Source organism: Lysobacter sp. HA18 (genome assembly GCF_054057595.1).
This window is the reverse complement of the sequence record NZ_JBSRZL010000001.1, coordinates 563,523-589,269: the sequence shown is the minus strand read 5'-3', so window position 1 is coordinate 589,269 and position 25,747 is coordinate 563,523. Positions and strand designations below refer to the sequence as shown.

23 protein-coding genes are annotated in these 25,747 nt (G+C 66.7%); 10 read left to right on the top strand and 13 right to left on the bottom strand.

From position 1 onward, the window contains the following. Positions 1–3: 3 nt before the first annotated feature. Together ACVWWW_RS02925 and ACVWWW_RS02920 are read right to left on the bottom strand one after the other, a co-directional pair. Entirely contained in the window at positions 4–798 is a 795-nt protein-coding gene (locus tag ACVWWW_RS02925; RefSeq protein ID WP_456998627.1) for a polysaccharide deacetylase family protein, read from the bottom strand. Between the two features lie 149 nt (positions 799–947). Further along, positions 948–4,025 carry a TonB-dependent receptor domain-containing protein gene (locus ACVWWW_RS02920; RefSeq protein WP_027083955.1) on the bottom strand — a complete coding sequence of 1,026 codons (3,078 nt, stop codon included), beginning with the start codon at positions 4,023–4,025 and terminating at the stop codon, positions 948–950. A gap of 172 nt (positions 4,026–4,197) precedes the next feature. Between ACVWWW_RS02920 and grxD the strand changes: the two genes are divergently transcribed. Then, complete coding sequence (gene grxD / locus ACVWWW_RS02915; RefSeq protein WP_027083956.1) at positions 4,198–5,124, top strand: Grx4 family monothiol glutaredoxin; 927 nt, start codon at positions 4,198–4,200, stop codon at positions 5,122–5,124. 60 nt (positions 5,125–5,184) lie between these two features. On the opposite strand, the gene ACVWWW_RS02910 is transcribed toward grxD, so the two are convergent. From ACVWWW_RS02910 to ACVWWW_RS02900, 3 genes are all read right to left on the bottom strand, one after another. After that, positions 5,185–5,724, bottom strand: coding sequence for a DUF924 family protein (locus ACVWWW_RS02910; protein ID WP_027083957.1), 540 nt, complete (start codon positions 5,722–5,724; stop codon positions 5,185–5,187). A 4-nt stretch (positions 5,725–5,728) separates the two neighbouring features. Further along, positions 5,729–6,286 (bottom strand): lysozyme inhibitor LprI family protein, encoded by a 558-nt coding sequence (locus tag ACVWWW_RS02905; protein ID WP_027083958.1) that lies wholly within the window; start codon positions 6,284–6,286, stop codon positions 5,729–5,731. 85 nt (positions 6,287–6,371) lie between these two features. After that, positions 6,372–7,148 carry an AMP nucleosidase gene (locus tag ACVWWW_RS02900; protein ID WP_027083959.1) on the bottom strand — a complete coding sequence of 259 codons (777 nt, stop codon included), beginning with the start codon at positions 7,146–7,148 and terminating at the stop codon, positions 6,372–6,374. Positions 7,149–7,314: 166 nt separating this feature from the next. Here ACVWWW_RS02900 and ACVWWW_RS02895 point away from each other — a divergent pair, with 166 nt between their 5' ends. The 8 genes from ACVWWW_RS02895 (at position 7,315) to ACVWWW_RS02860 (ending at position 16,916) form a co-directional block, all read left to right on the top strand. After that, positions 7,315–8,739, top strand: a complete 1,425-nt coding sequence (locus ACVWWW_RS02895) for an amidohydrolase (protein ID WP_027083960.1) — start codon at positions 7,315–7,317, stop codon at positions 8,737–8,739. Then, positions 8,736–10,031, top strand: a complete 1,296-nt coding sequence (locus ACVWWW_RS02890; RefSeq protein WP_027083961.1) for an amidohydrolase family protein — start codon at positions 8,736–8,738, stop codon at positions 10,029–10,031. Before ACVWWW_RS02895 ends, ACVWWW_RS02890 begins: the two co-directional genes overlap by 4 nt. 137 nt (positions 10,032–10,168) lie before the next feature. After that, positions 10,169–10,570 carry a DUF1761 domain-containing protein gene (locus ACVWWW_RS02885; protein WP_027083962.1) on the top strand — a complete coding sequence of 134 codons (402 nt, stop codon included), beginning with the start codon at positions 10,169–10,171 and terminating at the stop codon, positions 10,568–10,570. Continuing rightward, positions 10,561–11,220, top strand: a complete 660-nt coding sequence (locus ACVWWW_RS02880) for a hypothetical protein (RefSeq protein ID WP_036143255.1) — start codon at positions 10,561–10,563, stop codon at positions 11,218–11,220. The genes ACVWWW_RS02885 and ACVWWW_RS02880 overlap by 10 nt, the downstream gene beginning before the upstream one ends. Positions 11,221–11,312: 92 nt before the next feature. Further along, complete coding sequence (locus tag ACVWWW_RS02875; RefSeq protein ID WP_027083963.1) at positions 11,313–12,257, top strand: DegV family protein; 945 nt, start codon at positions 11,313–11,315, stop codon at positions 12,255–12,257. A 92-nt stretch (positions 12,258–12,349) separates the two neighbouring features. Continuing rightward, positions 12,350–15,748: an amidohydrolase family protein gene (locus ACVWWW_RS02870; protein ID WP_081672302.1), complete on the top strand. Its 3,399-nt coding sequence runs from the start codon at positions 12,350–12,352 to the stop codon at positions 15,746–15,748. Positions 15,749–15,876: 128 nt separating this feature from the next. After that, on the top strand, positions 15,877–16,221 hold the full coding sequence (locus ACVWWW_RS02865) for a hypothetical protein (protein WP_027083965.1): 345 nt from the start codon (positions 15,877–15,879) through the stop codon (positions 16,219–16,221). A gap of 8 nt (positions 16,222–16,229) precedes the next feature. Then, entirely contained in the window at positions 16,230–16,916 is a 687-nt protein-coding gene (locus tag ACVWWW_RS02860; protein ID WP_155914446.1) for a diphthine--ammonia ligase family protein, read from the top strand. 3 nt (positions 16,917–16,919) lie between these two features. On the opposite strand, the gene pyrC is transcribed toward ACVWWW_RS02860, so the two are convergent. The 6 genes from pyrC to ACVWWW_RS02830 form a co-directional block, all read right to left on the bottom strand. Continuing rightward, on the bottom strand, positions 16,920–17,957 hold the full coding sequence (gene pyrC, locus ACVWWW_RS02855) for a dihydroorotase (protein WP_027083967.1): 1,038 nt from the start codon (positions 17,955–17,957) through the stop codon (positions 16,920–16,922). Next, positions 17,954–18,955, bottom strand: coding sequence for an L-threonylcarbamoyladenylate synthase (locus ACVWWW_RS02850; protein ID WP_027083968.1), 1,002 nt, complete (start codon positions 18,953–18,955; stop codon positions 17,954–17,956). Before ACVWWW_RS02850 ends, pyrC begins: the two co-directional genes overlap by 4 nt. Then, the gene (bioD, locus tag ACVWWW_RS02845; protein WP_081672304.1) at positions 18,952–19,638 is read right to left on the bottom strand and encodes a dethiobiotin synthase; all 687 of its coding nucleotides are present in this window, start codon (positions 19,636–19,638) and stop codon (positions 18,952–18,954) included. Before bioD ends, ACVWWW_RS02850 begins: the two co-directional genes overlap by 4 nt. Positions 19,639–19,702: 64 nt before the next feature. Then, positions 19,703–21,766: a TonB-dependent receptor plug domain-containing protein gene (locus ACVWWW_RS02840; RefSeq protein WP_027083969.1), complete on the bottom strand. Its 2,064-nt coding sequence runs from the start codon at positions 21,764–21,766 to the stop codon at positions 19,703–19,705. 89 nt (positions 21,767–21,855) lie between these two features. Continuing rightward, positions 21,856–22,182 (bottom strand): hypothetical protein, encoded by a 327-nt coding sequence (locus ACVWWW_RS02835; RefSeq protein ID WP_027083970.1) that lies wholly within the window; start codon positions 22,180–22,182, stop codon positions 21,856–21,858. Next, positions 22,179–23,462 carry a tryptophan--tRNA ligase gene (locus ACVWWW_RS02830; protein ID WP_027083971.1) on the bottom strand — a complete coding sequence of 428 codons (1,284 nt, stop codon included), beginning with the start codon at positions 23,460–23,462 and terminating at the stop codon, positions 22,179–22,181. Before ACVWWW_RS02830 ends, ACVWWW_RS02835 begins: the two co-directional genes overlap by 4 nt. A 145-nt stretch (positions 23,463–23,607) precedes the next feature. Between ACVWWW_RS02830 and ACVWWW_RS02825 the strand changes: the two genes are divergently transcribed. Beyond that, positions 23,608–24,378: a hypothetical protein gene (locus tag ACVWWW_RS02825; protein WP_051235570.1), complete on the top strand. Its 771-nt coding sequence runs from the start codon at positions 23,608–23,610 to the stop codon at positions 24,376–24,378. A gap of 83 nt (positions 24,379–24,461) precedes the next feature. On the opposite strand, the gene ACVWWW_RS02820 is transcribed toward ACVWWW_RS02825, so the two are convergent. Together ACVWWW_RS02820 and rocF are read right to left on the bottom strand one after the other, a co-directional pair. After that, positions 24,462–24,614: an entericidin A/B family lipoprotein gene (locus tag ACVWWW_RS02820; RefSeq protein WP_027083973.1), complete on the bottom strand. Its 153-nt coding sequence runs from the start codon at positions 24,612–24,614 to the stop codon at positions 24,462–24,464. Between the two features lie 145 nt (positions 24,615–24,759). Next, positions 24,760–25,683, bottom strand: a complete 924-nt coding sequence (rocF, locus tag ACVWWW_RS02815) for an arginase (protein ID WP_027083974.1) — start codon at positions 25,681–25,683, stop codon at positions 24,760–24,762. Positions 25,684–25,747 lie beyond the last annotated feature (64 nt).

Sequence of the window (25,747 nt, the reverse complement as noted above, 5' to 3'; positions counted from 1 at the left end):
GCGTCAGTCGACGAAGGTCGTCGACTCGGCAGCCGGCAACTTAGGGCCGCGCGTCGGAAACGCAGGCACCGGCAGCACGCAGCGATAACCGAGTTCGTCGAAACGACGCAACATCAGCGCCAGCGTCTCGACGTTGCGACCGTGCGGCGCGCCTTCATGCGCAAGCACGATCACGCCAGGGCCGAGTTGGCGTTCGACGCGTGACACCACGCGCTGCGGATCGGACACCGCACCGTCGAAGCCGCGCGCGGTCCACGCAACGCGCGCGAGTCGCAGCTTCTGCAGAGGCGCGAACACGAACGGATTCGCCATCCCGACCACCGCGCGAAACCACACCGGCGTGGTGCCGGTGATCTCTGTCAGAGTCGCCTGTGCGCGCTCGATTTCGTTGCGCATCTCGCGCGGACCCAGCGCCCAGAAGCGCGCGGTCGGATGCGAGTCGCTGTGATTGCCGACGTCGTGCCCGCGCCGCACGATCTCGCGCACCAGCTCCGGATGCTTCCGCGCGCGCTCGCCGACCAGGAAAAACGTCGCGCGCGCACGGTGCGCATCGAGCAGGTCGAGCACGGCTGGCGTCTCCTCGGACGGGCCGTCGTCGATCGTCAGCCAGAGCACGCGGTCATCGGTGTCCATCCGCGTGAGCGCCGGGCCGAACAGCCGCGAATCCGGCCGCAACGTGCCCCAGACCAGCGCCAGATGCGACGCGATCAGCAGCGGCAGCGCCACGTGCCAGCCGCGCTGCCAGCCGTAGTGCCACCACAGCGCGAATGCGAGCACATGCGCCGCAAGCAGCGTCATCCACCACACCTGCGGGTGGCGCGGCGGTTGGTGGGGGGCAACGGGGCCGGACGCGGTCATCGGGCGTGAGCCTACCCGAACCGGCCATAAAAAACGGCCCCTTGCGGGGCCGTGAGAGAAGTGAATGACGGATATTGTTTTTATGTCGATCAGAAGCGCTGCGTGTAGCGCATGTACCAGAAGCGGCCGATGTCGAAGCCGCCGTAGTACGAGACGTTCGCGCTCGGCTGCGTGTACATGACCGGGCCGATGTGGTTGAACACGTTGTTTGCGCCGACCGCAACGGTGGCCTTCCACGGCGCTTCCCAGCGCAGCTGGACGTCGTGGAACGTGTTCGAACCCACCACGTGGCGGCGCGAGATCGAACTCGCCGGCGTGGTCGTCGTGCCAACGTAGGCACCGGTCGGGGCGTACGTGATCTCCTCGCACTCGAGGTTCGGCGTGGTCGAACCCGGGATGACGTACGTGCACGTCTCCTTCATTGGCGAGTAGTAGCGCGCCGTCCACGTGGCGCCCCACGGACCCTTCTGCCAACCGAGGTTGAAGTTCGAGCGGATGCGGAAGGTGCTGGTGAAGCCTACACCTGAGGTCGGGTACGTCGGATCGTTGGTGCTGACGAAGTAGTCCTTCGCCGTGTAGGTGCTGTTGAGGTTCGCGTTGAACGTGCCCCATGCGTCTGTCGCCAGACGGTACGAGAAGTCGACGTCGTAGCCTTCCACCTTGCGGAAGCCGGCGTTCCGGTTGCCGTACGACATGAAGTTGATGTAGCCCAGCGACGGATCACGCGTGAACAATTGCGGCGAGCAACGGCTTGCGATGCCGCTGACGTAGCAGTCCGAGAGAATCTGCGACGGGCTGTCAGTGACGATGGTGTCGGCGATGCGGATCTTCCACCAGTCGATCGACATGTTGAAGCCGGTCAGGAACGGCGGGCTCCACACTGCACCAATCGTTTGTGACTTCGACAGCTCCGGAGTCAAGGTCGGATTCGAACCGCGGTTGAACGCGACCGGCGTCTGCGAGTTCGCCGAGCCGACTGCGTTGAAGCCTTGGCCCAGCTGGCGATAGCTGTCCGCGAGTGCACCCATGCCGTTCTGCCCTGACACACCGTTCTTGCAGTTGGCACGAGTGGTTGGGTTGCTGCGCGAGTCGCCGAAGTTCGTGTCACACGGATCGGTGAACGAATCGAACGTCTGCGAGCCGCCGCCGTAGAGGTCGGCGATCGTCGGCGCCCGGAAGCCGTCAGCATACGTCGCACGCAGAAGAAGCTGGTCGATCGGTCGCCACTTCAGGCCGAACTTGTTGTTCACCGTGTTGCCGAACGTGTTGTAGTCGGAATACCGAGTCGCAATGTCGAGCGTCAACTCCTTTGCGAACGCAACATCGGCGAGGATCGGCACTTGGATTTCGGCGTAGATCTCATCGAGGTCGTACCCACCGTGAGTCGGACCTGACGACAGGTTCGTGGAACCACCCGTCACCGCAAGCGCGTCAGGCACGTACGCACCCTTTTCATTTCGGTGCTCGTAACCCACCGCGAAGCCGAGGTCGCCAGCGGGCAGGGCGAAGATCGTGCCGCTAAGGTTGGCTGACATGACGGTCGTCTCGGTCCGACCGGTCGCATGCTCGTTCTGGAACAGGTAGTTCTGCAACGCTGGGTTGCCGCTGAGGCCGCCATTGCCAACAGTGCCGTACTGCACGAACGGGTTCCAGGTGACGCAGCCAGCAATGACATTGCGTTCATTGACCGCCGGCGTCGCCGGGTTATCGGGCGTGCCGCAGACGACTTGTCCGTTTTCGGCGAACGACGGACCGACCGCGTTACGCACGTTGGCAAGGTTGAGATTGCCGTAGGTGTCCTGCGTCTGCTTGTTGACGACGTTGACGTAGTCAACATCCCAGTCGAACAGATGATTGCCGATGTCGAAGCTGCCTTCGAGCGCGGCGGTGAGGCGGTAGTTGGTGGAGTCTGCAGTGGTTACGCGCGGCACTTCCCAAGCGCGGCGCCACCAGTTGCTGATCGTGGCACCGCTCGGGTTCCAGTAGCTCTGCGCCGACATCGGCGTGTTGAACGACGCGGCCTGCATCGGGTAGCCGGCGATGTGGCGCGAACTCTCGCGGTCACCCCATAGAATGTTGGTGCGGAGGCGCAGGTTGTCGGTGAAGTTGAGGACGCCGTCGATGTAGACCGACTTGGTTTCCAGTGGAGTGCGTAGGTCCGTTTGCTCGAGGGTATTGGTCTTGTGCAGCGTTGAGCCGGGCGTGCAGCCTGTCGACTCGGTCGCGCCGTTACACGTGCCAACGTTGATATCCTGGCGAATGTAGTCCGCGGGATTACGGGGGTTACCGCCTTCGCGCAAGATGAGACGCGAGCCCGCCGGATTGGGGTTCGTTGCGGTCGGAGCCGGGTAGGCCGCCTGCGGGAATGTCCCACGCTGCGAATAGAGCGGCTGGAATCCGCCGTATTGGCCAACGGTGGTCCACTGGTCGGTCGGGTGCCAGTTGCCGCGCGGATAGGCGCTGAACTCGCGGTCGGTTGCGTTGACCCCGTCTTCCTTGCCCCACTCGGCGCCCATGGTCAGCGAGCCGCGGTCGCCGCCGAAGCCCATGATCATGTCGCCCTTGGTGATGGCGCCATCGCCCTGGTCGTACTGGCCGTAGTAGATCGAGCCGGCCGCACCCTCGTAGTTCGAGCGCGTAATGATGTTGATGACGCCCGCGATCGCGTCGGAGCCGTAGATCGACGAGGCGCCGTCCTTCAGGACTTCGATGCGTTCGATCGAGACTGCGGGAATCTGCGACACGTCCGACAGGCCGCTCGTCGTGATGCCGAGGCGCTTGCCGTTGACGAGCACCAATGTGCGCTGCGCGCCGAGGTTGCGCAGACTGATGTAGGTGCCACCGACGTTCTCGCCCGACGATAGCGGCGCGGCGCGGCTGATCGGCGGCGTGCCAACGGCGCTGATGTTCTGCAGGATGTCGCCGACCGACTGGAAGCCCTGCTGCTCGATCTCCTTGCGGCTAATCGTGAGGACCGGCTGCGCCGTCTCCACATCGACCTGGCGGATGCGCGAGCCGGTGACCTGGACGCGATCAAGGGTCTGCGGGGTGGCGGTGGTGCCCGCGGCCGGCGCCGTCTGGGCGACGGCGGACGCCGCGCCGAACGCGGCGGTGGTGCCGAGCGCGAGGCAGATGGCGTCGCGGAGCTTGGAACGCTGTTGCATCAGGATCTCCCCAAATCGATGAATGCGGTGCAGGTGGGTGTCGTCACACGGGTTTAACTTATCCGTGTCGTCCCGATCGTAGACGGCCGCCCCGGCAAATTAAAGACTTGTTAAGAAAAACCGACGAACGGTGTATCTGCAATCGGTGAGATCGACGCGCCGGACAATTCCCGGCATGAATCTCGACCCTGCCCTCCGTTCCCGAATCGACTCCCTCCTGCAATCCAATCGCGTCGTCCTCTTCATGAAGGGCGATCCGCGCATGCCGCAGTGCGGTTTCTCGTCCAAGGCAGTCGGCGTGCTCGACGGGCTGGGCATCGACTACGCGCACGTGAACGTGCTCGCCGATCCGGAGATCCGCGAGGGCATCAAGGCGTACGGCGACTGGCCGACGATTCCGCAGCTCTACATCGACGGCGAACTCGTCGGCGGCAGCGACATCGTGGTGCAGATGGCGAACTCCGGTGAGCTGCACACGCTGCTCGGCGTCGAGGCGCCGGACCGCACGCCGCCGTCGATCGAGATCACGCCTGCCGCGGCCGAGATGCTACGCAGTGCGGTGGCCGATGCCGGCCCGGGTTACGCGCTGCAGATTTCGGTGGACGCCGATCATCGCGCGCAGTTGCAGCTCGGTCCGATCGATCCGCAGGCGATCGCGGCGGAAGTCGACGGCATCCGCGCGCAGTTCGACGTCGCGAGTGCGCAGCGCGCAAATGGCCTTCGCATCGATTGGGTCGACGACGAACGTGGCCGTGGCCTGGTGGTCGAGAACCCGAACGCGAAGACGGTGAAGTCGATCAGCGCGGCCGATGCGGCGCGCATGCTGGCGGACGGCGCGCTGACGCTGGTGGACGTGCGTCCGCCGGAAGAACGCACGATCGCCTCGGTGCGCGTGCCGTTCTCGGTGCTCGACGGCGATGCGGCGAGCGAAGTGGAAGGGATGCCGAAGGACACGCCGCTCGCGTTCCTCTGCCATCACGGCCGTCGCAGCGCGGCCGCGGCGGAGCAGTTCCGCCGGCTCGGCTTCACCAACGTGCACAACGTGGAAGGTGGGATCGACGCGTGGTCGCAGCAGGTCGACGCCGCGGTGCCGCGCTACTGATCGGTACGCATCGATCGTTCGCGAAAACGGCCGCAAACGCGGCCGTTTTCTTTTGCGTGGTCAGCCGGCGAATCCACCGCTGTCGAGGAACGCCTGCTCTTCCGGCGTGCTGACGCGACCGAGCGCGGCGTTGCGATGCGGGAACCGGCCGAAGCGCTGGATGATGTCGAGATGCAGCTTTGCCCACTGATCCGCATCGGGCGCGCTGAGACGTTCGCGATGCAGCGCCAGCGCACGATGCTGGTCGTCCAGCGATTCGGAATGCTCGAACGGCAGGTAGAAGAAGATGCGCAGCGCTTCGTCGGTGGCGAGGTCGAAGCCGGCATCGATGGCCTGCGTCGCGATCGATTTCGCGAGCGGATCGGTCGCATACGAATGCGCACTGCCGCGGAACGCATTGCGCGGGATCTGGTCGAGCAGGAGGACGAGCGCGAGCGCGCCGACCGCATCCGCACGCCACGCGTCGAGTTCGCGACGCGCGGCGGCGAAATGGAGATGCAGCAGGCCGCGACAGTGCGCGTCGAAGCTGTCGTCGCGCGTGAACCATTTCGACGGGCCGGCATCCCGCCAGAAGGCGATGACGTCGGCAGCGCTCGTGATCTCGTCATTCACCGAGTTGCGTCTCCAGTTCGGCGATCCATGCGGCGGTGAGGCTTTCCAGCGTCACCGCTTGGATCAGTGCGCGGATCGGACCCCGAGCATAGGACTGCGCGATGAAGAGCGCATGCCGCTCGCGGAACTGCAGCCACGCGGCATGCGTGCGATCGAACGCGGCCTGACCTTCCGCGTCGAGCTGCGCGCGCAGGCGTGCGACGACGCGATGCAGCTTGGCGTCGGCCAGCAGCAACTGCTCGCGCGCCTGCGCGGTGAACTCGTCGTCCTGCAGCACTTCGACGGCGCCGCGCTCGACGACTTCCTCGGCACGCGCGAGATAGCCGTCGGCGATTTCCACCGCGCTCTGCGCCTTGCCGACGAGCCCCGCTTCAAAACGCTGCAGATCGCCGAGGCTGGTTTTCGCGCCTTCGAGCCCCTGCTTGAGCGTCAACAGTTTCTGGCTGCGCTCGATCGCCTCGGTCGTGCGACGGCGTTCGACGTGGCGCTGGATGAAATAGAAAGTCCACGTCAGCGCCGCGCCGAGGACCACCAGGAAGGCCTGCTCCATGTCCCGCTCCTGTCTGGTGTGACAGTCTGCGAGCGGCACATCTCAAGGGTCGCGACGTAAAAAACCGTCCGTCGCGGCCATGCGGTCATTCATCGAAACGCAGGTGTTTCACGGACTTTCCGTGTCGCCGGATGAGACGCAATGCTTCGACGCCGACCTGGATGTGGTTGTCGACGAAATCGGCGGTGACGCGTGCATCGGACTCGGCGGTTTTCACGCCTTCCGGCGTCATCGGTGCATCGGAGACGAGAAGCAGCGCGCCGCAGGGAATACGGTTCGCGAAGCCGGCGGCGAACACCGTCGCGGTTTCCATGTCGATCGCCATGCAGCGCAGCTTGCGCAGGTATTCCTTGAACGCTTCATCGTGTTCCCAGACGCGGCGGTTGGTCGTGTAGACGGTGCCGGTCCAGTAGTCGTGGCCGAGGTCGCGGATCATCGTCGACACCGCGCGCTGCAGGGCGAACGCGGGCAGCGCGGGCACCTCGGGCGGCATGTAGTCGTTCGACGTACCTTCGCCGCGGATCGCCGCGATCGGCAGCACCAGGTCCCCCAGCACGGTCTTGCGCTTCAAACCGCCGCACTTGCCTAGGAACAGCACGGCCTTGGGATCGATCGCCGAGAGCAGGTCCATGAGCGTGGCCGCATTCGGGCTGCCCATGCCGAAGTTGATCATGGTGATGCCGTCGGCGGTCGCGCTGGGCATCGGCTTGTCGAGACCGACGATCTGCGCGCCCATCAGGCGGGCGAAGGTCTGCAGGTAGCCGCCGAAGTTGGTCAGCAGCACGTGCTGGCCGAAGTCCTCCAACGCGACGCCGGTGTAGCGCGGCAGCCAGTTGGCGACGATCTGGTCTTTGTCTTTCATCGAATTGCTTTCCTTTTTCTTTCGAATGTTCGCACGACGCGAGCCGCAGCCGGATCGAACCGCGTCGTCGAACCTGCACGCGCGTCGGCCCGGGCATGACGAAGGGCACGGTGACGATCGGCCTGCGCCCGCTACGGTCGTCGGCTGTCCTGCCCGCGGAACCACCATGCTCAGGTTGCTCGCCTCGTTCGTCTGTACGGTCGCACTGGCCGTCCCGCTTGCCGCCGGAGCCGCGAATTCGCCCTCGCGGTTCGTGCAGGATCCCTACCCCACCACGTATTCGCGGGTGGCCTCGTCGCCCGTGCTGATCCGCAATGCGACCGTGCTCACCGGTACCGGCGAGCGCCTCGAAGGCGCCGACGTGCTGATGCGCGACGGTGCGATCGTCGCGGTCGGGCGCGGCCTGGAAGCGCCGGCCGATGCCACCGTCGTCGACGGCACCGGCAAGTGGGTGACGCCGGGCCTGATTGACGTCCACTCGCACCTCGGCGTCTATGCCAGCCCCGCAGTCAGCGCGCAGGCCGACGGCAACGAGGCGACCAGCCCGGTGACGTCGAACGTCTGGGCCGAGCATTCGATCTGGCCGCAGGATCCCGGCTTCCTCACCGCACTCGCAGGCGGCATCACCTCGCTGCAGGTACTGCCGGGCTCCGCGAACCTGATCGGCGGACGCGGCGTCACGCTCAAGAACGTGCCGTCGACCACGTACCAGGGCATGAAGTTTCCGGGCGCGCCCTGGGGCCTGAAGATGGCCTGCGGCGAGAACCCCAAGCGCGTGTACGGCAAGAAGGGCGGCCCGTCGACCCGCATGGGCAACGTAGCGGGTTACCGCGCCGCGTTCATCGATGCCTCCGAATACCTGAAGAAGAACCGCCCGCAGCCGGCGAAGAAGGAGCACTGGTGGTCGAACGACCCGAAGCCGGACAGCGAGAACGCGACCGGTGGCAAGCGTGACCTGAAGATGGACACGCTCGCCGGCGCGATCAACGGCGACATCCGCGTGCACATCCACTGCTACCGCGCAGACGAGATGGCGACGATGCTCGACCTCGCCAAGGAATTCGGCTTCAAGGTCGCCGCGTTCCACCATGCGGTGGAGGCCTACAAGCTCGCCGACCGCCTCGGCGCCGAAGGCGTCTGCGGCGCGATGTGGGCCGACTGGTGGGGCTTCAAGATGGAGGCCTACGACGGCATCCAGGAAAACATCGCGCTGGTCGACCGCGCGAAGAACGGCTGCGCGATCGTGCATTCCGATTCCGAGGAAGGCATCCAGCGACTCAACCAGGAAGCCGCGAAGGTGATCGCGCACGCCAGGCTCGCCGGCATCGACATCACGCCCGAGCACGCGATCCTCTGGATCACACAGAACCCGGCAAAGGCGCTGGGCATCCTCGACAAGACGGGCACGCTGGAGGCAGGAAAGATGGCGGACGTGGTGGTCTGGAACGGCACGCCGTTCAGCAGCTACGCGCAGGCCGAACAGGTCTACATCGACGGTGCGCGCATCTACGACCGCAAGGATCCGTCGCGTCAGCCAGTCTCGGATTTCATGCTCGGCCAACGCGCCGCGCCGATGGGAGGCGTGCGATGAGCCGCCGCGTTTCGATACTCGCCAGTGCATTGCTGCTCGCGATCGCGGGTTCCGCGTCCGCGCAGGAGCTGCTGATCCGCAACGCGACCGTGCACACCGCGAGTTCGCGCGGCACGCTGCGCAATGCCGACGTGCTGGTGCACGCGGGGCGTATCGCAGCGGTCGGTGAACATCTCACCGCGCCGGCCAACGTGCCGACGGTCGACGCCAACGGCGCGCCGGTCACGCCCGCATTGTTCGGCGGCCTCACCCATCTGGGCGTCGAGGAAGTCTCGGGCGAGGATTCGACGGTCGATGCGTCGCTCGGCATGGGCGAGAACGCGCGCGACATCAACGTGCGACCCGAGTTCGACGTCACCCTTGCATTCAATCCGGACGCGACGGCGGTGCCGGTCAACCGCATCGAAGGCATCGGCGAAACCATGCTGATGCCGAGCCTCGGCGAAGGTGGCTCGATCATCCTCGGCCAGGGCGGCATGGTGCGGCTCGACGGCTCGCCCGATCCGGTCGGCGCGCGCGTGCTGTTCGTCGCGCTCGGCCACGAAGGCGCGGACGTCACCGGGCATTCGCGTGCCGGCGAATGGATGCTGCTGGAGCAGTGGCTGGACGAAGCGCGTGGCCGCATCCCGGCGACGACGAACGCGGCGAGCCTGACGCCGGCCGGCCGCGCCGTGCTCGCGAAGTTCGCGCGGGGCGAGGGCCTGGTGATGTTCCAGGTCGACCGCGCCGTCGACATCCATCAGCTGCTGAAGTTCGCGCAGCGCCAGCACCTGCGTGTCGGCATCGTCGGCGGCGTCGAGGCGTGGCGCGTTGCGCGCGAGATCGCGGCAGCCAAGGTGCCGGTGTTCGTCGACCCGCTCGCCGACCTGCCGGCGAACTTCGACGAGATCGGCGCACGCATGGACAACGCGGCGATCCTGCGCCAGGCCGGCGTCACCGTCGGCATCGTGCAGGGCGGCGAAAACCCGACCCACAACGCGCGCAACACGCGTCAGCTGGCGGGCAACGCCGTCGCCAACGGCCTGCCGTGGGACGACGGCCTCGCCGCGCTGACCCGCGTGCCGGCCGAGGTGTTCGGCCTGCGCGACGTCGGCCAGATCGCGGTCGGCCAGCGTGCGGACCTCGTGCTGTGGACGGGCGACCCGCTCGACGTCGCCAACGTCGCCAAGCAGGTCTGGCTCGACGGCCGCGCGATCACCATGCGCAGCCGACAGACCGACCTGCGCGATCGCTACATGGCGCCGCAGGGCCCGCTGCCGCGCGCGTATTCGGTGCCCGACCGGGCGCGTTGATCGTTTGATCGAAGCGGCATCGCCCCGTCGGGCGGTGCCACGTTGCGACCGCCGACACGCGGCAAGCGTGAACCCCGTCACTGGCGTACCCTGCCCGACGGACCGGCGCCGGGGGCGTCGGCGCGTCGGGGATCCGCATGCCAGTGTTCGCCACCATCAACCCGTGGGCCGTGCTGGTCGCGGCGGTATCCGCCTTCATGCTCGGCGGGCTCTGGTATGGCCCGTTGTTCCTCAAGGCCTGGGCGCGCGCGAGCGGTATCGACCCCGCCGCATCGCCGGGACATCCCGGCCGCACCTTCGGCACCGCGTTCGTCCTGAGCCTGGTGTCGGCCACGGCGATGGCGCTGGCCCTGCCGCGTGACATTGGCCCCGTGCACGGTGCGGGCATCGGTGCGGTGATCGGCCTGCTGTTCGTCGCGACCAGCTTCGGCATCAACTACGCGTTCGCGCGCAAGCCGATGACCCTGTGGCTGATCGATGGCGGCTACCACGTGGTCCAGTTCCTTCTCTACGGGGCGATCCTCGGCGCATGGCATTGATCGCGGTCGCACTCGCTGCGGCGTACGCGCTGCATCCGCTCGGCGTGCAGCACGACGGCGAATCCTTCGTGCGCGACGGCGAGCAATGGCTCGCGCTGCAGGTCACGCCCGCGCGCTCCGCACTCGTCACCACCAACGCGCGCGTGCAGCGTGTGCGCGATGTGCTGGTCGACGATGACGGCACCCGGAGCGCGCATGACGTCAGCAGCCGCGTGCACGACACGCAGATGCTGCTTCGCGGCCCCGGCCTGCACTCGGGCCCGGTGGCGACCGCATGGACGGGCGTCGCACCAGCGCCGCTGTCGAGCGGGCCGCTGCTGCTGAAGCTGCGCGGTGCGACGTATCGCCTGCAACTCGATTGCATCGCCAACGCACCGACGTGCAGCGTCGTACTGCAGGGAGGCGCGGGGCGGCAGGTGCTGTTCGAACTGCCGGCCGGCCGTTACGACGACGGCACCGTGATGCTCGGTGACGACGCGACGCCTTCACTGCTGTTCGCAGGCGACCTCGATCACGACGGCCGCCTCGATCTCATCCTAGACACCACCGATCACTACAACGTCAGCGAGCCGACGCTGTACTTGTCGTCCGGCGCAGAACCACACGCACTCGTACGGAAAGTCGCATCGCACAGCAGCACGGGTTGCTGAACGACGACTCCGCTTTCCTCATCAAGATTCCGACGACGGGACCGATAATCCTGTCTGCCAAAGAACAATCAGAAGCCAAAGGGGCCTGACCCATGCGTATCGGACTCGTCGTCGATTCGGCCTGCGATCTTCCGCTGGACTATTTCTCGCAGCACGACATCACGCTGCTTCCGATCACCGTGAAGATCGGCAATGCCGTGCTCGCCGACCAGCGTAACGAGCAGGCCACGCTCGAGTTCCTCGACGCACAGTCGGCCGAACGCATCGCCGAAGCCGAGACGCAGCCCTTCACCGTGCAGCAGGTGCAGGACCTGTTCCTGCGCAAGCTCGTCATCGATTACGACTACGTCTTCTGCATGACGATCACCAAGACGCGCAGCCCGATCTACGACAACACGTCGCAGGCGAGCTTCGCGATCCTCAACGAGTACAAGGGCCCGCGCACCGCGGCCGGCATCACCACGCCGTTCTCGCTGCGCGTGATCGATACGCAGAGCGTGTTCTCCGGCCAGGCGATCGCCGCGGTTGAAGCGGTGCGCCTGCGCGACAGCGAGGAAGGCGCGCCGAAGATGCGCGCGCGCATCGAGCAGGTCGCACTCGCGACGCAGGCCTACATGGTGCCGCGCGACCTCAACTACCTGCGCGCGCGTACGCGCCATCGCGGCGACCGCAGCGTCAGCTTCCTCAGCGCGACGCTCGGCAGCGCGCTCGACATCAAGCCGATCCTGCATTGCAACCGCGGCGAAACCGGCCCGGTCGCCAAGGTCAAAGGCTTCGACACCGCGGCCGAGAAGCTGTTCACCTTCGCCGCGCGCCGGGTGCGCGACGGCAAGCTGCTCACGCCGACCATGGCGATCAGCTACGGCGGCCCGATCGAGGAGCTGCATCGCCTGTCGGGCTACAACGAACTCGTCGAAACCTGCCGCACGCATCGCGTCGAGATGTTCGAAAGCCTGATGAGCCTCACCGGCATGGTCAACGTGGGCCGCGGTTCGCTGACGCTGGCGTTCGCATCCGACTCCCCCGCCTGGGAGTGATGGCGACGCGCGTCACGCGCACCTGACTTCCGGCCCGGTCCGCGACCGCGCCGCTCCGGTACCGTCGAAGGGTTATCACGCCCTTCGACGCCATGACTCCCAATCGTTCGCTGCTGTCCGCCGCACTCGCCGGCGCGCTTTCGCTCGCCACCGCTCCCACCTTCGCGCAGGCGAGCAAGGGCGATACGCCGCCCCCGCCACCTGATACGCAACTCGAGCAGGACGCGCTGAATCCCGCCGGCGTGCCGAAAGCGCAGGACCCGGGCCAGGCCCAGCGTGGCCCGAGCAAGCCCGGCGCGACCGACGACAAGAAGTGGGACGTTAGCGCGCCACACGGCCCGACCAAGACAATCCGCTTCAGCACCGACGAAGGCACGTGGCTGGACGTCGACGTGTCGCCCGACGGCCGCCAGCTCGCGTTCTCGATGATGGGCGACATCTATGTGCTGCCGATCGGTGGCGGCAAGGCGACGCGCATCAGCAGCGGTCCCGCTTGGGACGTGCAGCCGCGCTTCTCGCCGGACGGCGCGCAGGTCGCGTTCACCAGCGATCGCGGCGGCGGCAACAACCTCTGGCGCATGCGCACGGACGGCAGCAACGCGGTGCAGGTGACCAAGGAAGACTTCCGCCTGCTCAACAACCCCGCGTGGACGCCCGACGGCCAGTACCTGATCGGCCGCAAGCATTTCACCGGCGAGCGTTCGCTCGGCGCGGGCGAGCTGTGGATGTACCACGTCGCCGGCGGCGGCACGGGCCTGCAGCTGACCAAGCAGAAGAACGACCAGCAGGACCTCGGCGAACCCGCGGTGTCGCCGGATGGCCGCTACGTCTACTTCAGCGAGGACGTCAGCCCCGGCCCGACGTTCCAGTACAACAAGGATCCGCACGGCGTCATCTACGCGATCAAGCGTCTCGACCGGAAGACCGGAAAGATCGAGACGATCATCGACACACCCGGCGGCGCGATGCGACCGCAGCCCTCCCCGGACGGCAAGTACCTCGCGTTCGTGAAGCGCGTGCGCGAGAAGTCGGTGCTGCACGTGATGGATCTGAAGAGCGGCGAAGTGCGTCCCGTGTGGGACGGGCTGTCGCATGACCAGCAGGAAGCCTGGGCGATCTTCGGCCCGTACAGCGATTTCGATTGGACGCCCGACTCGAAGAACGTCGTCATCTGGGCGCAGGGCAAGCTGTGGCGCGTCGACATGGCGAGCGGCAAGCCGTCGAACATTCCGTTCAGCGCCGACATCGAACAGACCGTTGCCGGACCGCTGCGCTTCACGCATGACATCGAGACAGGCACGTTCGCGCCGAAGATGATCCGCGACGTCGCGACCAGCGCGGACGGCAAGACGCTGATCTTCAACGCGGTCGGCCAGCTCTGGCGCAAGACGCTGCCGAACGGCACCCCCGAACGCCTCACCAGCAACACCGGCGTCTACGAATACCAGCCGAGCTTCAGCGCGAACGGCAGCAAGCTGCTCTACACGACGTGGTCCGACAACGACCTGTCGGCGATCTGGCTGCGCGATGCGAATGGCAGCGGCGCGGGCCGCAAGCTGACGACCGAGAAGGGCTACTACTACGCACCGCGCTTCTCGCCGGACGGCCGTCGCATCGTCTATGCAAAGAGCGGCGGCAGCGGCCTGACCGGTTCGGCATGGACGCGCGACCAAGGCATCTACGTCATGAACGCCGACGGCAGCGGCGCGCACCGCATCGCCGACGAAGGCGACACGCCGCAGTTCAGCGCCGATGGCACGCGCGTGTACTACTTCACCGGCGGCGGCCTGAAGAAGAAGCTGATGTCCGTCGGCTTGAACAGTGAAGAACCGCGCGAGGTGTATTCGCTGAAGTATCCGGACACCGTGAGCATCAGCCCCGACGGCAAGTGGGTCGCGTTCACCGAACTGTTCAATGCCTACGTGACGCCGCTGGTGGAGATCGGCCAGTCGGTCGAACTGTCGAAGGACAGCAAGGCGGTGCCGGTCACGCAGGTCACCGCCGACGTCGGCAGCTACCTGCACTGGGCCGCGGATTCGAAGTCGCTGCACTGGATGATGGGCGACCGCTACTACTCGCGCGACCTGCGCGACACGTTCGCGTTCGTGCCGGGCGCACCGAAGGAGATTCCGAAGCCGAGCAACGATGGCGGCGTCGAGGTCGGCCTGACGCAGACGGTGTATGCACCGGAAGGCACAGTCGCGTTCACGCATGCACGCGTGGTCACCATGCGCGATGCCGAGCACACGCAGGACGTGATCGACGACGGCACCGTCGTCGTGCAGGGCGATCACATCACCGCGGTCGGTCCCGCCTCGCAGGTCGCGGTCCCCGGTGGCGCACGCGTGATCGACGCGCACGGCAAGACCATCGTGCCGGGCTACATCGACGTGCATTCGCATTCGGCGAACTTCGGTTCCGGCGTGGTGCCGCAGCAGAACTGGGCGTACTACACCAACCTCGCGTTCGGCATCACCACGATGCACGACCCGTCGGCGAGCACGGAGTTCGTGTTCTCGCAGTCGGAACTGCTGAAGGCCGGGAAGATGGTCGGCCCGCGCCTGTTCTCCACCGGCACGATCCTCTACGGCGCGGACGGCGACTTCAAGGCGGTGGTGAACTCGATCGACGATGCACGCAGTCATCTGCGTCGCATGAAGGCGGTCGGCGCGTTCTCGGTGAAGAGCTACAACCAGCCGCGTCGCGAGCAGCACCAGCAGATCAACCAGGCCGCGCGCGAGCTCGGCATGCTGGTCGTCGAGGAAGGCGGCTCCACATTCAACCACAACATGCCGATGATGCTCGACGGCGTCACCGGCATCGAGCACAACATCCCGGTCGCGCCGCTGTATAAGGACGTGCTCGGCGTGTGGTCGCAGACCGACGTGCGCAATACGCCGACGCTGGTCGTCACCTATGGCGGCCTGTCGGGCGAATACTGGTGGTACGCGCACGACAACGTCTGGGAAGACAAGAAGCTCGCACGCTTCTTCCCGCGCGAAACGCTCGACGCGCGCAGCATCCGACGTGAGGTTGCACCGGACTGGGATTACTGGCACGTCGAGATCGCGAAGTCGGCGAAGAAGATGCGCGACGCCGGCATCCACATCCAGGTCGGCGGACATGGCCAGCTGCAAGGCCTGTCGGCGAACTGGGAAACGTGGATGCTCGCGCAGGCGATGGGCAACTTCGAAGCGCTGCGCGCCGCGACCATCGACGGCGCCGACTACCTCGGCCTGTCGAAGCAGACCGGTTCGCTGGAAGTCGGCAAGAAGGCCGATCTCGTCGTGCTCAATTCGAACCCGCTGGAGAACATCCGCAGCACGATCGATACGCGCTACGTGATGGTCGATGGGCGGCTGTTCGACGTCGATGCGGACATGCAGGAAATCGGCGGCCGCAATACACCGGCGCCCGTTTTCTTCTGGCAGCGCGGACAGGACGGCCGCAGCTTCGGACAGGAAGCCACCGCCGGCGCGGATCGCGACTGATTGCATCGCATCCGCACCATGACGTGGCCCGCTTCGGCGGGCCGCTGTCGTTCAGCGCCCTGTCGCGTTTTCACAAAGCGACCGTGGCATGCTGAATACACTGAACGCGACCCGTTGAGGAATTGTCCATGCCGACGCGCTACTACATCCGCCTGCCCGATGGCGCCGCCGCCCGCGGCGAAGACGCCGCCACGTCGTTCTCCGCGCACGGGGCGGACGGTTTCGCCGAGCAGCTCCAGCAGGCGATGCGCACGTCGCAGGTGTTCGACCGCTGGCGCGATGCGCAGGGCGATCCGGAAGACGTCGATCCCGCACTCGGGGCGACCGATCCGGCCGCCACCGCGACCGGCGAACAGCGCGACCTGCACATCGACCTCGTGCTGACAACGCGCCTGCCCGGCGACGTGGTGCGCCATCGCCTTCGCCTGCTCGCCGGTACCCATTGGCAGCTGCGCGACGTCACCGCCGCCTGAGCACAACTGTGAGACGTCCGGTGCTGCTCTCGTGGAGCGGCGGCAAGGATGCCGCGTGGACACTGCACGTGCTGCGCCAGCGCGATGACGTCGAAGTCGTCGCGCTTCTCACCACCGTCAACAGCGGCTACGACCGCATCGCGATGCACGGCATCCGTCGCGACGTGCTGCATGCACAGGCACGCGCGACCGGCCTTCCGCTGATTGAAGCCACGATCGAACCGCAGTGCGACAACGCGCGCTACGAAGCGGCGATCGCGAACGCATTGAACGAGGCGAAACAGCGCTGGTCGACGCTCGACACCGTCGCCTTCGGCGATCTTTTCCTGGAAGACGTACGCAGCTGGCGCGAAGCCTCGTGTGCGGCGCTCGGTTGGCGCATCGAGACGCCGCTGTTCGGCAGGGACACATCGCGCCTCGCGCGCGAAATGATCGCCGGCGGGCTGCGCGCGAACCTGTGCTGCGTCGATACGCAGCAACTCGATTCGACATTCTCCGGCCGCGCCTTCGACGACACGCTGCTCGCAGCGCTGCCCGGCGACTGCGACCCCTGCGGCGAGAACGGCGAATTCCACACGCTCGTCGTCGGGGGGCCGATGTTCGACGTCGCGATCGACGTGCGCTCCGGGGAGCACGTACTGCGCGACGACCGCTTCTACTACACGGACTTCGCGCTCGCGGAAGTCACGCCGTAAGGTTTACGCCTCGAGACGCCAGCCCACCGTCGCGCCCGCGCGGAACGGCACGAGCTCCTGCCCGCCGACCTGCACGGTGTCCGGCACCGCGACATCCTCGCGGACCAGCGTGATGCGATCAGCGTTGCGCGGCAGGCCGTAGAAATCCGCACCGTTGAAGCTCGCGAACGCTTCGAGTTTGTCGAGCGCGCCGGCGGCGTCGAACACTTCCGCGTACAGCTCGATCGCCGCATGCGAGGTGTAGATGCCCGCACAGCCGCAGCCCGATTCCTTCGCATGCTTGGGATGCGGCGCGCTATCGGTGCCGAGGAAGAACTTCGGCGAGTCGGAAATGGCAGCCCTAACCAGCGCCTGGCGATGCAGCTCCCGCTTGAGCACGGGCAGGCAGTAGTGATGCGGACGCAGGCCACCGGCGAAGATCGCATTGCGGTTGAGCAGCAGGTGGTGGACGGTGATCGTCGCACCGACGTTATCGGGCGCTGCGTGCACGAAGTCCGCGGCGGCGGTCGTGGTGATGTGCTCGAGCACGATCCTGAGCTGCGGAAAGTCGCGCACCAGCGGCGTCAGCACACGATCGATGAACACCGCTTCGCGATCGAACACATCGACGTCGGGATCGGTGACTTCGCCGTGCACCAGCAACGGCATGCCAACGCGCTGCATCGCCTCGAGCGTGGACGCGCAACGGCGCAGGTCCGTCACACCGTGGCTCGAATTGGTCGTCGCATGTGCGGGGTAGAGCTTCACGCCGTGGACGTACCCGCTGCCTTTCGCGCGCTCGATCTCGTCGGGCGTCGTGCCTTCGGTGAGATACAGCGTCATCAGCGGGTCGAACGTCATCTCGGCCGGCAATGCCGCGAAGATGCGCTCGCGGTATGCCGCGGCGTCGGCGGTGGTCACCACCGGCGGTACGAGGTTCGGCATCACGATCGCGCGGCCGAAACGGCGCGCGGTGTCGGGCAGCACGTCGCGCAGCATCGCGCCATCGCGCAGGTGCACGTGCCAGTCGTCAGGACGGGTGATCGTGAGGCGGTCGGTCATGCGTGCAAGTCTGACGCATCGGGCGTTCCGTCGCCGAGACCGGCTGCGCGGCGCAGCCGATCGTGCAGCGCCTCGCCGATGCCGTCGCGCAGGGGCGGCAGCACGGCGACGACGATGTCGAGGCCGAGCGCATCGGCGTCGCGCAGCCGCTGGTAGAGCTCGCGTGCCTGTGCGTCGTGATCGGACGGCATGCCCAGCCAGTCGATGCCCGCCTCCATCGGTGCGACCGTGGACAGCAGGCCGACGCGCGCGCCGCCGGAGTGGAAGCAGCGCGCGAGGCTCACCGCTTCGGCATCGCTCGCGAGCAGCACCTTTGCGCGCGGCGCGTAATGAGATGGCTTGCGGCCGGGCGACGGCGTCGCGCCCTGGCCTGCGTGACGCACCGATGTACCGAGCGCGCGTTCGAGCATCTCGATCGTCACGGCGCCGGGTCGCAGCAACACCGGCTTGTCGCCGGAGAGATCGACGATGGTCGATTCGATGCCGACCTCGCAGGCGCCGCCGTCGAGCACCATGTCGACGCGCTCGCCCAACTCCTCGCGCACATGTGCGGCACGCGTGGGGCTGACGCGGCCGTAGCGATTCGCCGACGGCGCAGCGAGGCCGCCGTCGAACGCACGCAGCAACGCGAGCGCGACAGGATGACGAGGAACGCGCAGCGCGACGGTGTCGAGTCCGCCGGTCACCGCGTCCGGAACACCCGCTGCGCGCGAAAGCACCATCGCGAGCGGGCCAGGCCAGAACGCGGCAGCAAGTTTCATCGCGGCATCCGGCACCTGCGACGCCCAGCGCGGCAACGCCTGCGCCGACGCGATGTGCACGATCAACGGATGATCGGCGGGTCGCCCCTTTGCGGCGAAGATCTTCGACACCGCTTCGGCGTCGCGCGCATTCGCGCCCAAGCCGTAAACGGTTTCGGTGGGGAACGCGACGAGCCCACCCGCGCGCAGCACCTCGACGGCGCGTTCGATATCGGCTTCGCGCACGTTCGGATTCATCGCTTCACTCGCAGCAGGTCAACGAGCGGCACGAGCGCATTGGCTTCGTGCGACCAGGCATTGTGACCGGGCGCATCACCATGTCGAAACGCAATGACGGGAATGTCGAGGCGACGACGGAGGTCGGCCGCGTTGTCCATTCCGGCGTCCACGTCGGCGCTCACACGATTGAGCACGATCGCCGTGACATCGAGTCCGCGACGTTGCACCGCTTCCACCGTCAGCAACACGTGGTTGAGCGCACCGAGACGATCGGATGCGACGATCAGCACGGGCAGTCCCAACGCGACGGCGAGATCCGCGTTCAACGCGTTATCGGCGATCGGCGAATAGAAGCCGCCCGCGCCTTCCACCAGCACGAAACCGTCGTCACGAACGTCGCGCGTCGAGGCGTCGACCAGCATCGCAAGCGGCAGTTCGACGCCCTGCAGGGCCGCCGCGCGCTCCGGCGACAGCGCTGCGCGCAGCGTCAACGCGCATACGACGTCGATGGGTTCGTGCGCACGGGCCGCTTCGCGCAGCGCCTGCGCGTCGGCGGGCGCGGTGCGTGCGTCGACACCCGATTCCACCGGCTTGCGTGCGTGCACCTGCACGCCGGCACGCGTCAGCGCATACGCAAGCGCGGTGGCGACGCGGGTCTTGCCCACGCCGGTGTCGGTGCCGGTGACGAAAAGTCCGTGCATGCGCGCATTGTCCGCGCGGGCGACGCCAAGGTCGACCGCGCGGGCGGAACACGGAGTGCGCCGATCAGAACGTACCGGTGATCGCGAGCGACAGGATCGGGCCGATGCGGCGGTCGCGGACTTCGTGGAAATCCAGCGGGCCCGTGCGACGGTCGGCGTAGACGTACCGGTCGCGGTAGCTGCCGGCGCCGAACACGTTGGTCAGCGTGGCATGCACGGTCAGGCCGAAGAAGGCCTTGCGCTCGATGAACACCGAGCCCCAGACCGGGCCTTCCCAGGTGTGGTTGATCTCGGTGAGGCGCACGTCGCGCGAATCGAGTTCGTGGTTGACCTCGAAACCCCAGGCCCATGACGTGCCGGGCACGTCGTCGCGCAGCGCGATGTCCCAGAAATGGATGAGGCTGTTGCTGGTGCGACGCTGTTCGCCGGTCAGCGGATCCTTGACGTCGCTCTGCTGCACCCACCAGCGCGTATCGAGCTTCGCGCCGTGCCAGCCGAGCGGGTCGAACTTCCACGTGCCCTTCCACTCGAAGCCGTACTCGCGCGCGCTGTCGATGTTGCCCGGGCTTTCGCCGTGGTCACCGATCGGAATGGTGTCGATCAGGTCGTCGATGCGGTGGTCGTACACGCGCAACGTGGTGGTGCCCCACTGACCAAGCGTGCGCGTGGTCTCGACCTCGAACTCCCAGCTCTGCTGCGGAATCAGGTCAGGATTGCCGGCGTTCTGGCTGCCGTCGTTGAGATTCACCGACGCGAGGAAGTCGTAGAAGTTGAGCTGCCCGACCTTGCGCTGCAGTTTGAAGTTCACGTCGAGCGTGTCACTTGCCTTCCACGCGAGCGACATCGAGCCCTTCGGGCGGATGAACTCGCGCGTCAGACCGCCATCGCCCGCCTGCTGCAGCTTCGAATATTCGCCGCCGGCCGACATCTGGAATTTCGCGCTGTCGCCGAACGGATGGCCCCAGCTGCCGATCACTTCGTAGCGGTCCTCGGTCACCGTCGCGTTCGCGCCCGGAAGCGGCACGCCGATAAAGTTTCCGCTGCCATCCAGCACCGCGATGCTCGACGCGCTATCAAGCGAATTGAAAGCGCCTTCGGCGGAAATGCGCCAGTCGCTCTTGCCGGTCACCCAGCGATATTCGGCGCGCGCGATGTGTTCGACTTCCTCGCTGTCGCGCGCGAAGCGGCTGCCGTCGTCCGGTGACGAGCCGTCGACGAAGTGCGTCACCACCGTCTGGTCGTAGGGCTGGTGCTGGTAACGATCGAGGCCGATCAGCTTGAGCTTGCCGATGCCGAGCCCGAATTCGTAATCGCCGCCGATTTCGTACGAATGCCCGCCCTCGTTCTCGCGGACCGCGCGCGTGCGATCGGGCAGGCCCGGGCCGCTGCGCGTGCCGTCTTCGCGGTAGTGATAGAACTCTTTCGTCAGCGACGCATTGAGGTTGGCGATGTCGCCATCGGCCGCGGTGTAGGTGAGCCGCGTGCTGAGCGTCGGGTTGTCGGATTCGCCGGTCCATGCGTCGTCGCGCACGTCGCGCACGCTGCCGTCCGCGTTGTAGATGACGGTGCCGCCACCGGCGCCGCTGTGGTTACCGTTGTTGCTCAGGCCGACGTTGTACTGCAGCGCACCCTTCGAACCGCTCACCGAGACGTCGCCGCGGGTGATCTGCGGCCGCGTGTAGTACTTGCGGATGTCGGGCTTCCACGACCACTGCCCGCTCATGCCGCCGGCTTTGGTGACGACGTTCGCAACGAGGCCGCTGAGGCCCGGAATCGCGAGCTTCGCGCCGTCGACGATCTCGATGCGCACTACGTTCGCCGCCGGCACGCGCGTGAGCTCGGTCAGCACGTCGTTCGACTTGCCGGAGATGCGCTGGCCGTTGACGACGACGTTGCCCGTCGCCTCGCCAAGGCCACGCTCCTGCTCGGCTTCACGGATCACGAAACCCGGCACCTGCTTGAGCATGTCGAGCGCGTTGTGCGGGTTGTAGCGCGCGAAATCCGCGGGCAGGTAGGTGTTCACCGCGGGCGCTGTGGCGGCCAGCGCGGTGGATTCCTGCGCATGCAGCGACGCAGCGGCGAGCAGCAGCGCGACGCACAGCGCCGTGCGGTTGAGACGATCGGACATGGACGAGCCTTCGATGAGCGGGGCGTCGGGACGTGGCGTCGTCGACAGCTCTATCGATGCGCGAAGGATCGCGAAGGTTTAAACGCCGTTTATCGGTTCGACGACGTGCCGCGCAGCCAGCGACGTCGCAGGAACCACGCGACCGCCATCACACCGAGGAACACCGCGTAACCCGCCGTGGTGGCGAGCACCTGTCGCCAGATGTTGCCCGCCGTGCCGGTCGGCACCGCATAGCCATGCGCCCAACGGATCATCAGCACGAACGCGACCAGTGCGACCGCGATCGATGCGAGATCGAACAGGCGGCGCGCGGCATTGCGCGGCTGCTTCGGATAGAACCAGAACAGCCCGACCAGGATCGCGAACCACGGCAGGAACAGGATCAGCGCCAGCATCTGCTGCACCGACATGCTCATGCGGCGGCCTCCGCCATCTGCGCGAGCGCTGCCTCCACTTCATCGCGGGTCGCGCCATCGGCAAGCAGTGCATCGTCGTCGAGCTTTGCGGCCTGCTTGAGTGCGGCAACACGCTGACCCGCATCGCGCGGCGCATCGAAACCGGCGCTCTGCAGCAGCACGCGATCGCCGCGCACGAGCTTGAAGTAGAACTTGCCGTCGTTCTCGCGGTACTGCTTGAACATTGCCGGCGCGGCGCGCTCGTCGACATCAGATGTCGTCACGCTGACCTTGGAGAGATCGCGCAGGCCGACTGCATCGCGCAGCGCGGCGAGAGCCGGCGTCGCATAACGCGCGCGCAGTCGCGACGCGCCGTCACGCAGCACTGCTTCGATGTCCGCGGGCTTCGCGATCAGCGCTTCGTATTTCTCGCGCATCGGCGAGATGTCAGCATCGATGCGCTCGAACAGCGCCTGCTTGGCTTCGCCCCACGCAATACCGCTCTCGAACGCACGACGCATCTCCGCGGTCTGTTCCGCCGTCGAGAACGCCTGGTAAAGCTGGAACACGTTCGAGGCGTCGGCGTCCTTGGGTTCGCCCGGTGCGCGCGAATCCGTGACGATCGAATAGATCAGCTTCTTCAGCTGCTCGCGCGGGGCGAACAGCGGGATCACGTTGTCGTAGCTCTTGCTCATCTTGCGGCCGTCGAGCCCGGGCAGCGTCGCCACGTTCTCGGCGATCGTCACTTCGGGCAGCGTGAAATGTTCGCCGTAAAGATGATTGAAGCGCTGACCGAAATCGCGCGCCATCTCGATGTGCTGGATCTGGTCGCGGCCGACCGGCACCTTGTCCGCGTTGAAGATCAGGATGTCCGCGGCCATCAGCACCGGGTACATGAAGAGGCCGGCGGTGATGCCGGCATCGTCGTCCTCGCCCGCTTCGCGGTTGCGGTCGACCGCCGCCTTGTAGGCATGCGCGCGGTTGAGGATGCCCTTGCCTGCGACGCAGGTGAGCAGCCAGGTGAGTTCGGGAATCTCCGGGATGTCGCTCTGCCGGTAGAACCAGACGGTCGACGGATCCAAACCTGCGGCGAGCCAGCTCGCGGCGATCTCCAGCGTCGAGCGCTGCACGCGCGCCGGGTCCTGCACCTTGATCAGCGCGTGGTAGTCGGCGAGGAAATAGAAGCTCTCGACCGACGGGTCGCGGCTGGCCTCGAGCGCCGGCCGGATCGCGCCGGCGTAATTGCCCAGGTGCGGCGTGCCCGAGGTGGTAATGCCGGTAAGGACGCGAGTGCGGGTCATCGTGGTGCGCGAAACGGTGTGGCCGGCGAGTTTACCGCGCGCGGTCCGGCCGCCCGGGGCAACTGCGCGTGAATGCAGGCGGCGCGCGCAACCCTGTCCACCCGGGTCGCGCGTTGACCACTGCACTCCACCACCGAGCGTCGCCATGTCCCGCCGATCCCGTGCCGCCCTCGCCTTCGCCGCCCTGTTCGCCCTCGCGGGTGCCGCCCAAGCACGCGCTTGGAACGATGGCCGCGTCGATCTGTCCATCGTCGACCGCGATGCCTACGGCGCGCTGCCTGAATACGCCTACCGCGGCCAGGCCTGGGTGCCGGGCACACCCGGCCATCGCTACGCGGTGCGTCTGGCCAACCACAGCGGCCAGCGCGTGCTGGTGGTGCTCAGCGTCGACGGCGTCAACGCGGTGACAGGGCAGACGGCAAGTGCAGGCCAGGCCGGTTACGTGCTCGAACCGTATGCGACCACCGAGATCACCGGCTGGCGCAAGTCGCTGGACAACGTCGCGCAGTTCTATTTCTCCGACGTGCGTGACAGCTACGCCGCGCGTACCGGCCGCGCGCGCAATGTCGGCGTCATCGGCATCGCGGTGTTCGATGAGGCGCGGCCGATGCCGCCGCCTCCGCCGGTCTACATGCCCGAGCGTCGCGCCGAGGACGCGAGCGGCGCACGCGCTGCTGCGCCGGCCGCGAAGGCGCAGTCGATCGGCACCGGCCATGGCGACGCCGAATACTCGCCCGTCTCACGTACCGGATTCGTGCGCGCGAGTCGCACGCCGGTGCAGGTCAGCGAGGTCCGTTACGACGACCGCTACGCGCTCGCGCAGCGCGGGATCATTCCGTATCGCGACCGCGACCCGCGCGAACCGCGTGCGTTTCCGGGCAGCGGATTTGTGCCGGATCCGCCGCCGGGCTGGTGATGCGATATCGCATCGCGCAAATACATCGCGCAAAAGAAAAGGGCCGGATCGCTCCGGCCCTTTTTCATTTCACGACGCGCGTATCAGCAATGCGCGTCCTTGCAATCCTGGGCCTTGTCTTCGACCTTTTCGCCAACCTTCTGGACGTCCTTACCGGCGCCGGCCATCGTGTTGCAGGCGGTGAGAGCGCTCATCGAAAACATGGCAAGGAGCAGCAGGGCAGTCAGACGCTTCATGGTGTCATCTCCAGGGTCGCCGCAAACGCGGCATGGGAAATCCGTGGCCGCATGACACAGGCAAGCGTGTGAAACCGGCGTCGACCGTCGCTTCGTGAAGACGTTCGTCGTCATGATGCGTTCATGCCGACGACGCGATCACGCATCAATCACGCAACAACGTGGACTTGCCGAACAGGCTTTCGACGAGATCGACCGCCAGGATCGCGGTGCGGTTGTGATCATCGATCAGCGGATTGAGCTCCATGATGTCGAGCGAGCCGAGTCGACCGGTGTCGCAAATCATTTCCATGACCAGCGATGCTTCGCGATACGTCGGCCCGCCGAGCACCGTGGTGCCGACACCGGGCGCGATCGACGGGTCGAGGAAGTCGACGTCGAAACTCACGTGCAGGTGCGTGTCGTCGTCGAGGCCATCGAGCGCCTCGAGCATCGCCGCGCGCATGCCGATCTCATCGATGTAGCGCATGTCGTAGACATCGAGGCCGTGCTGGCGGATCAGGCGCCGCTCGCCTTCGTCGACCGAACGGATGCCAATCTGGCGGATGTCTTCGGCACGTACCGCGGGCGCCGTGCCGGAGAGATGCGTCAACGGCATCGGGCCGATGCCGCACAGGCACGCGACCGGCATGCCGTGGATGTTGCCGGACGGCGTGACGTCACTCGTATTGAAGTCGGCATGCGCGTCGAGCCAGAGCACGCGCAGTTTCTTGCCCTGCTCGCGACACCAGCGCGCGACGCCGGTGATCGATCCGAGGCCCAGGCAGTGATCGCCGCCGAGCAGGATCGGCATGCGCCCGCCGGCGAGTTCGGCGTACATCGCCTCCATCACGAGGCGGTTCCACTCGGTGACCTCGGCGATGTGGCGGTAACCGTCGACCGCGTCGAGCCACGGGTTGCGCGGGCCGTCGATGTTGCCGCGATCGAGCACATCGACGCCGCGTGCGAGCAGTGCTTCACCGAGACCGGCGATGCGCAGCGCTTCGGGGCCGAGCCGCGCGCCGCGGTGGCCGGCGCCGACGTCGGTCGGCGCCCCGATCAGGGTGACGGGGAGAAGGGAACGGGACATGCGTGTCTCCACGCCCGGGCGCCGCGACAACCCCGCCCCAGCAGGCCCGGCCGGTGCCGCATTG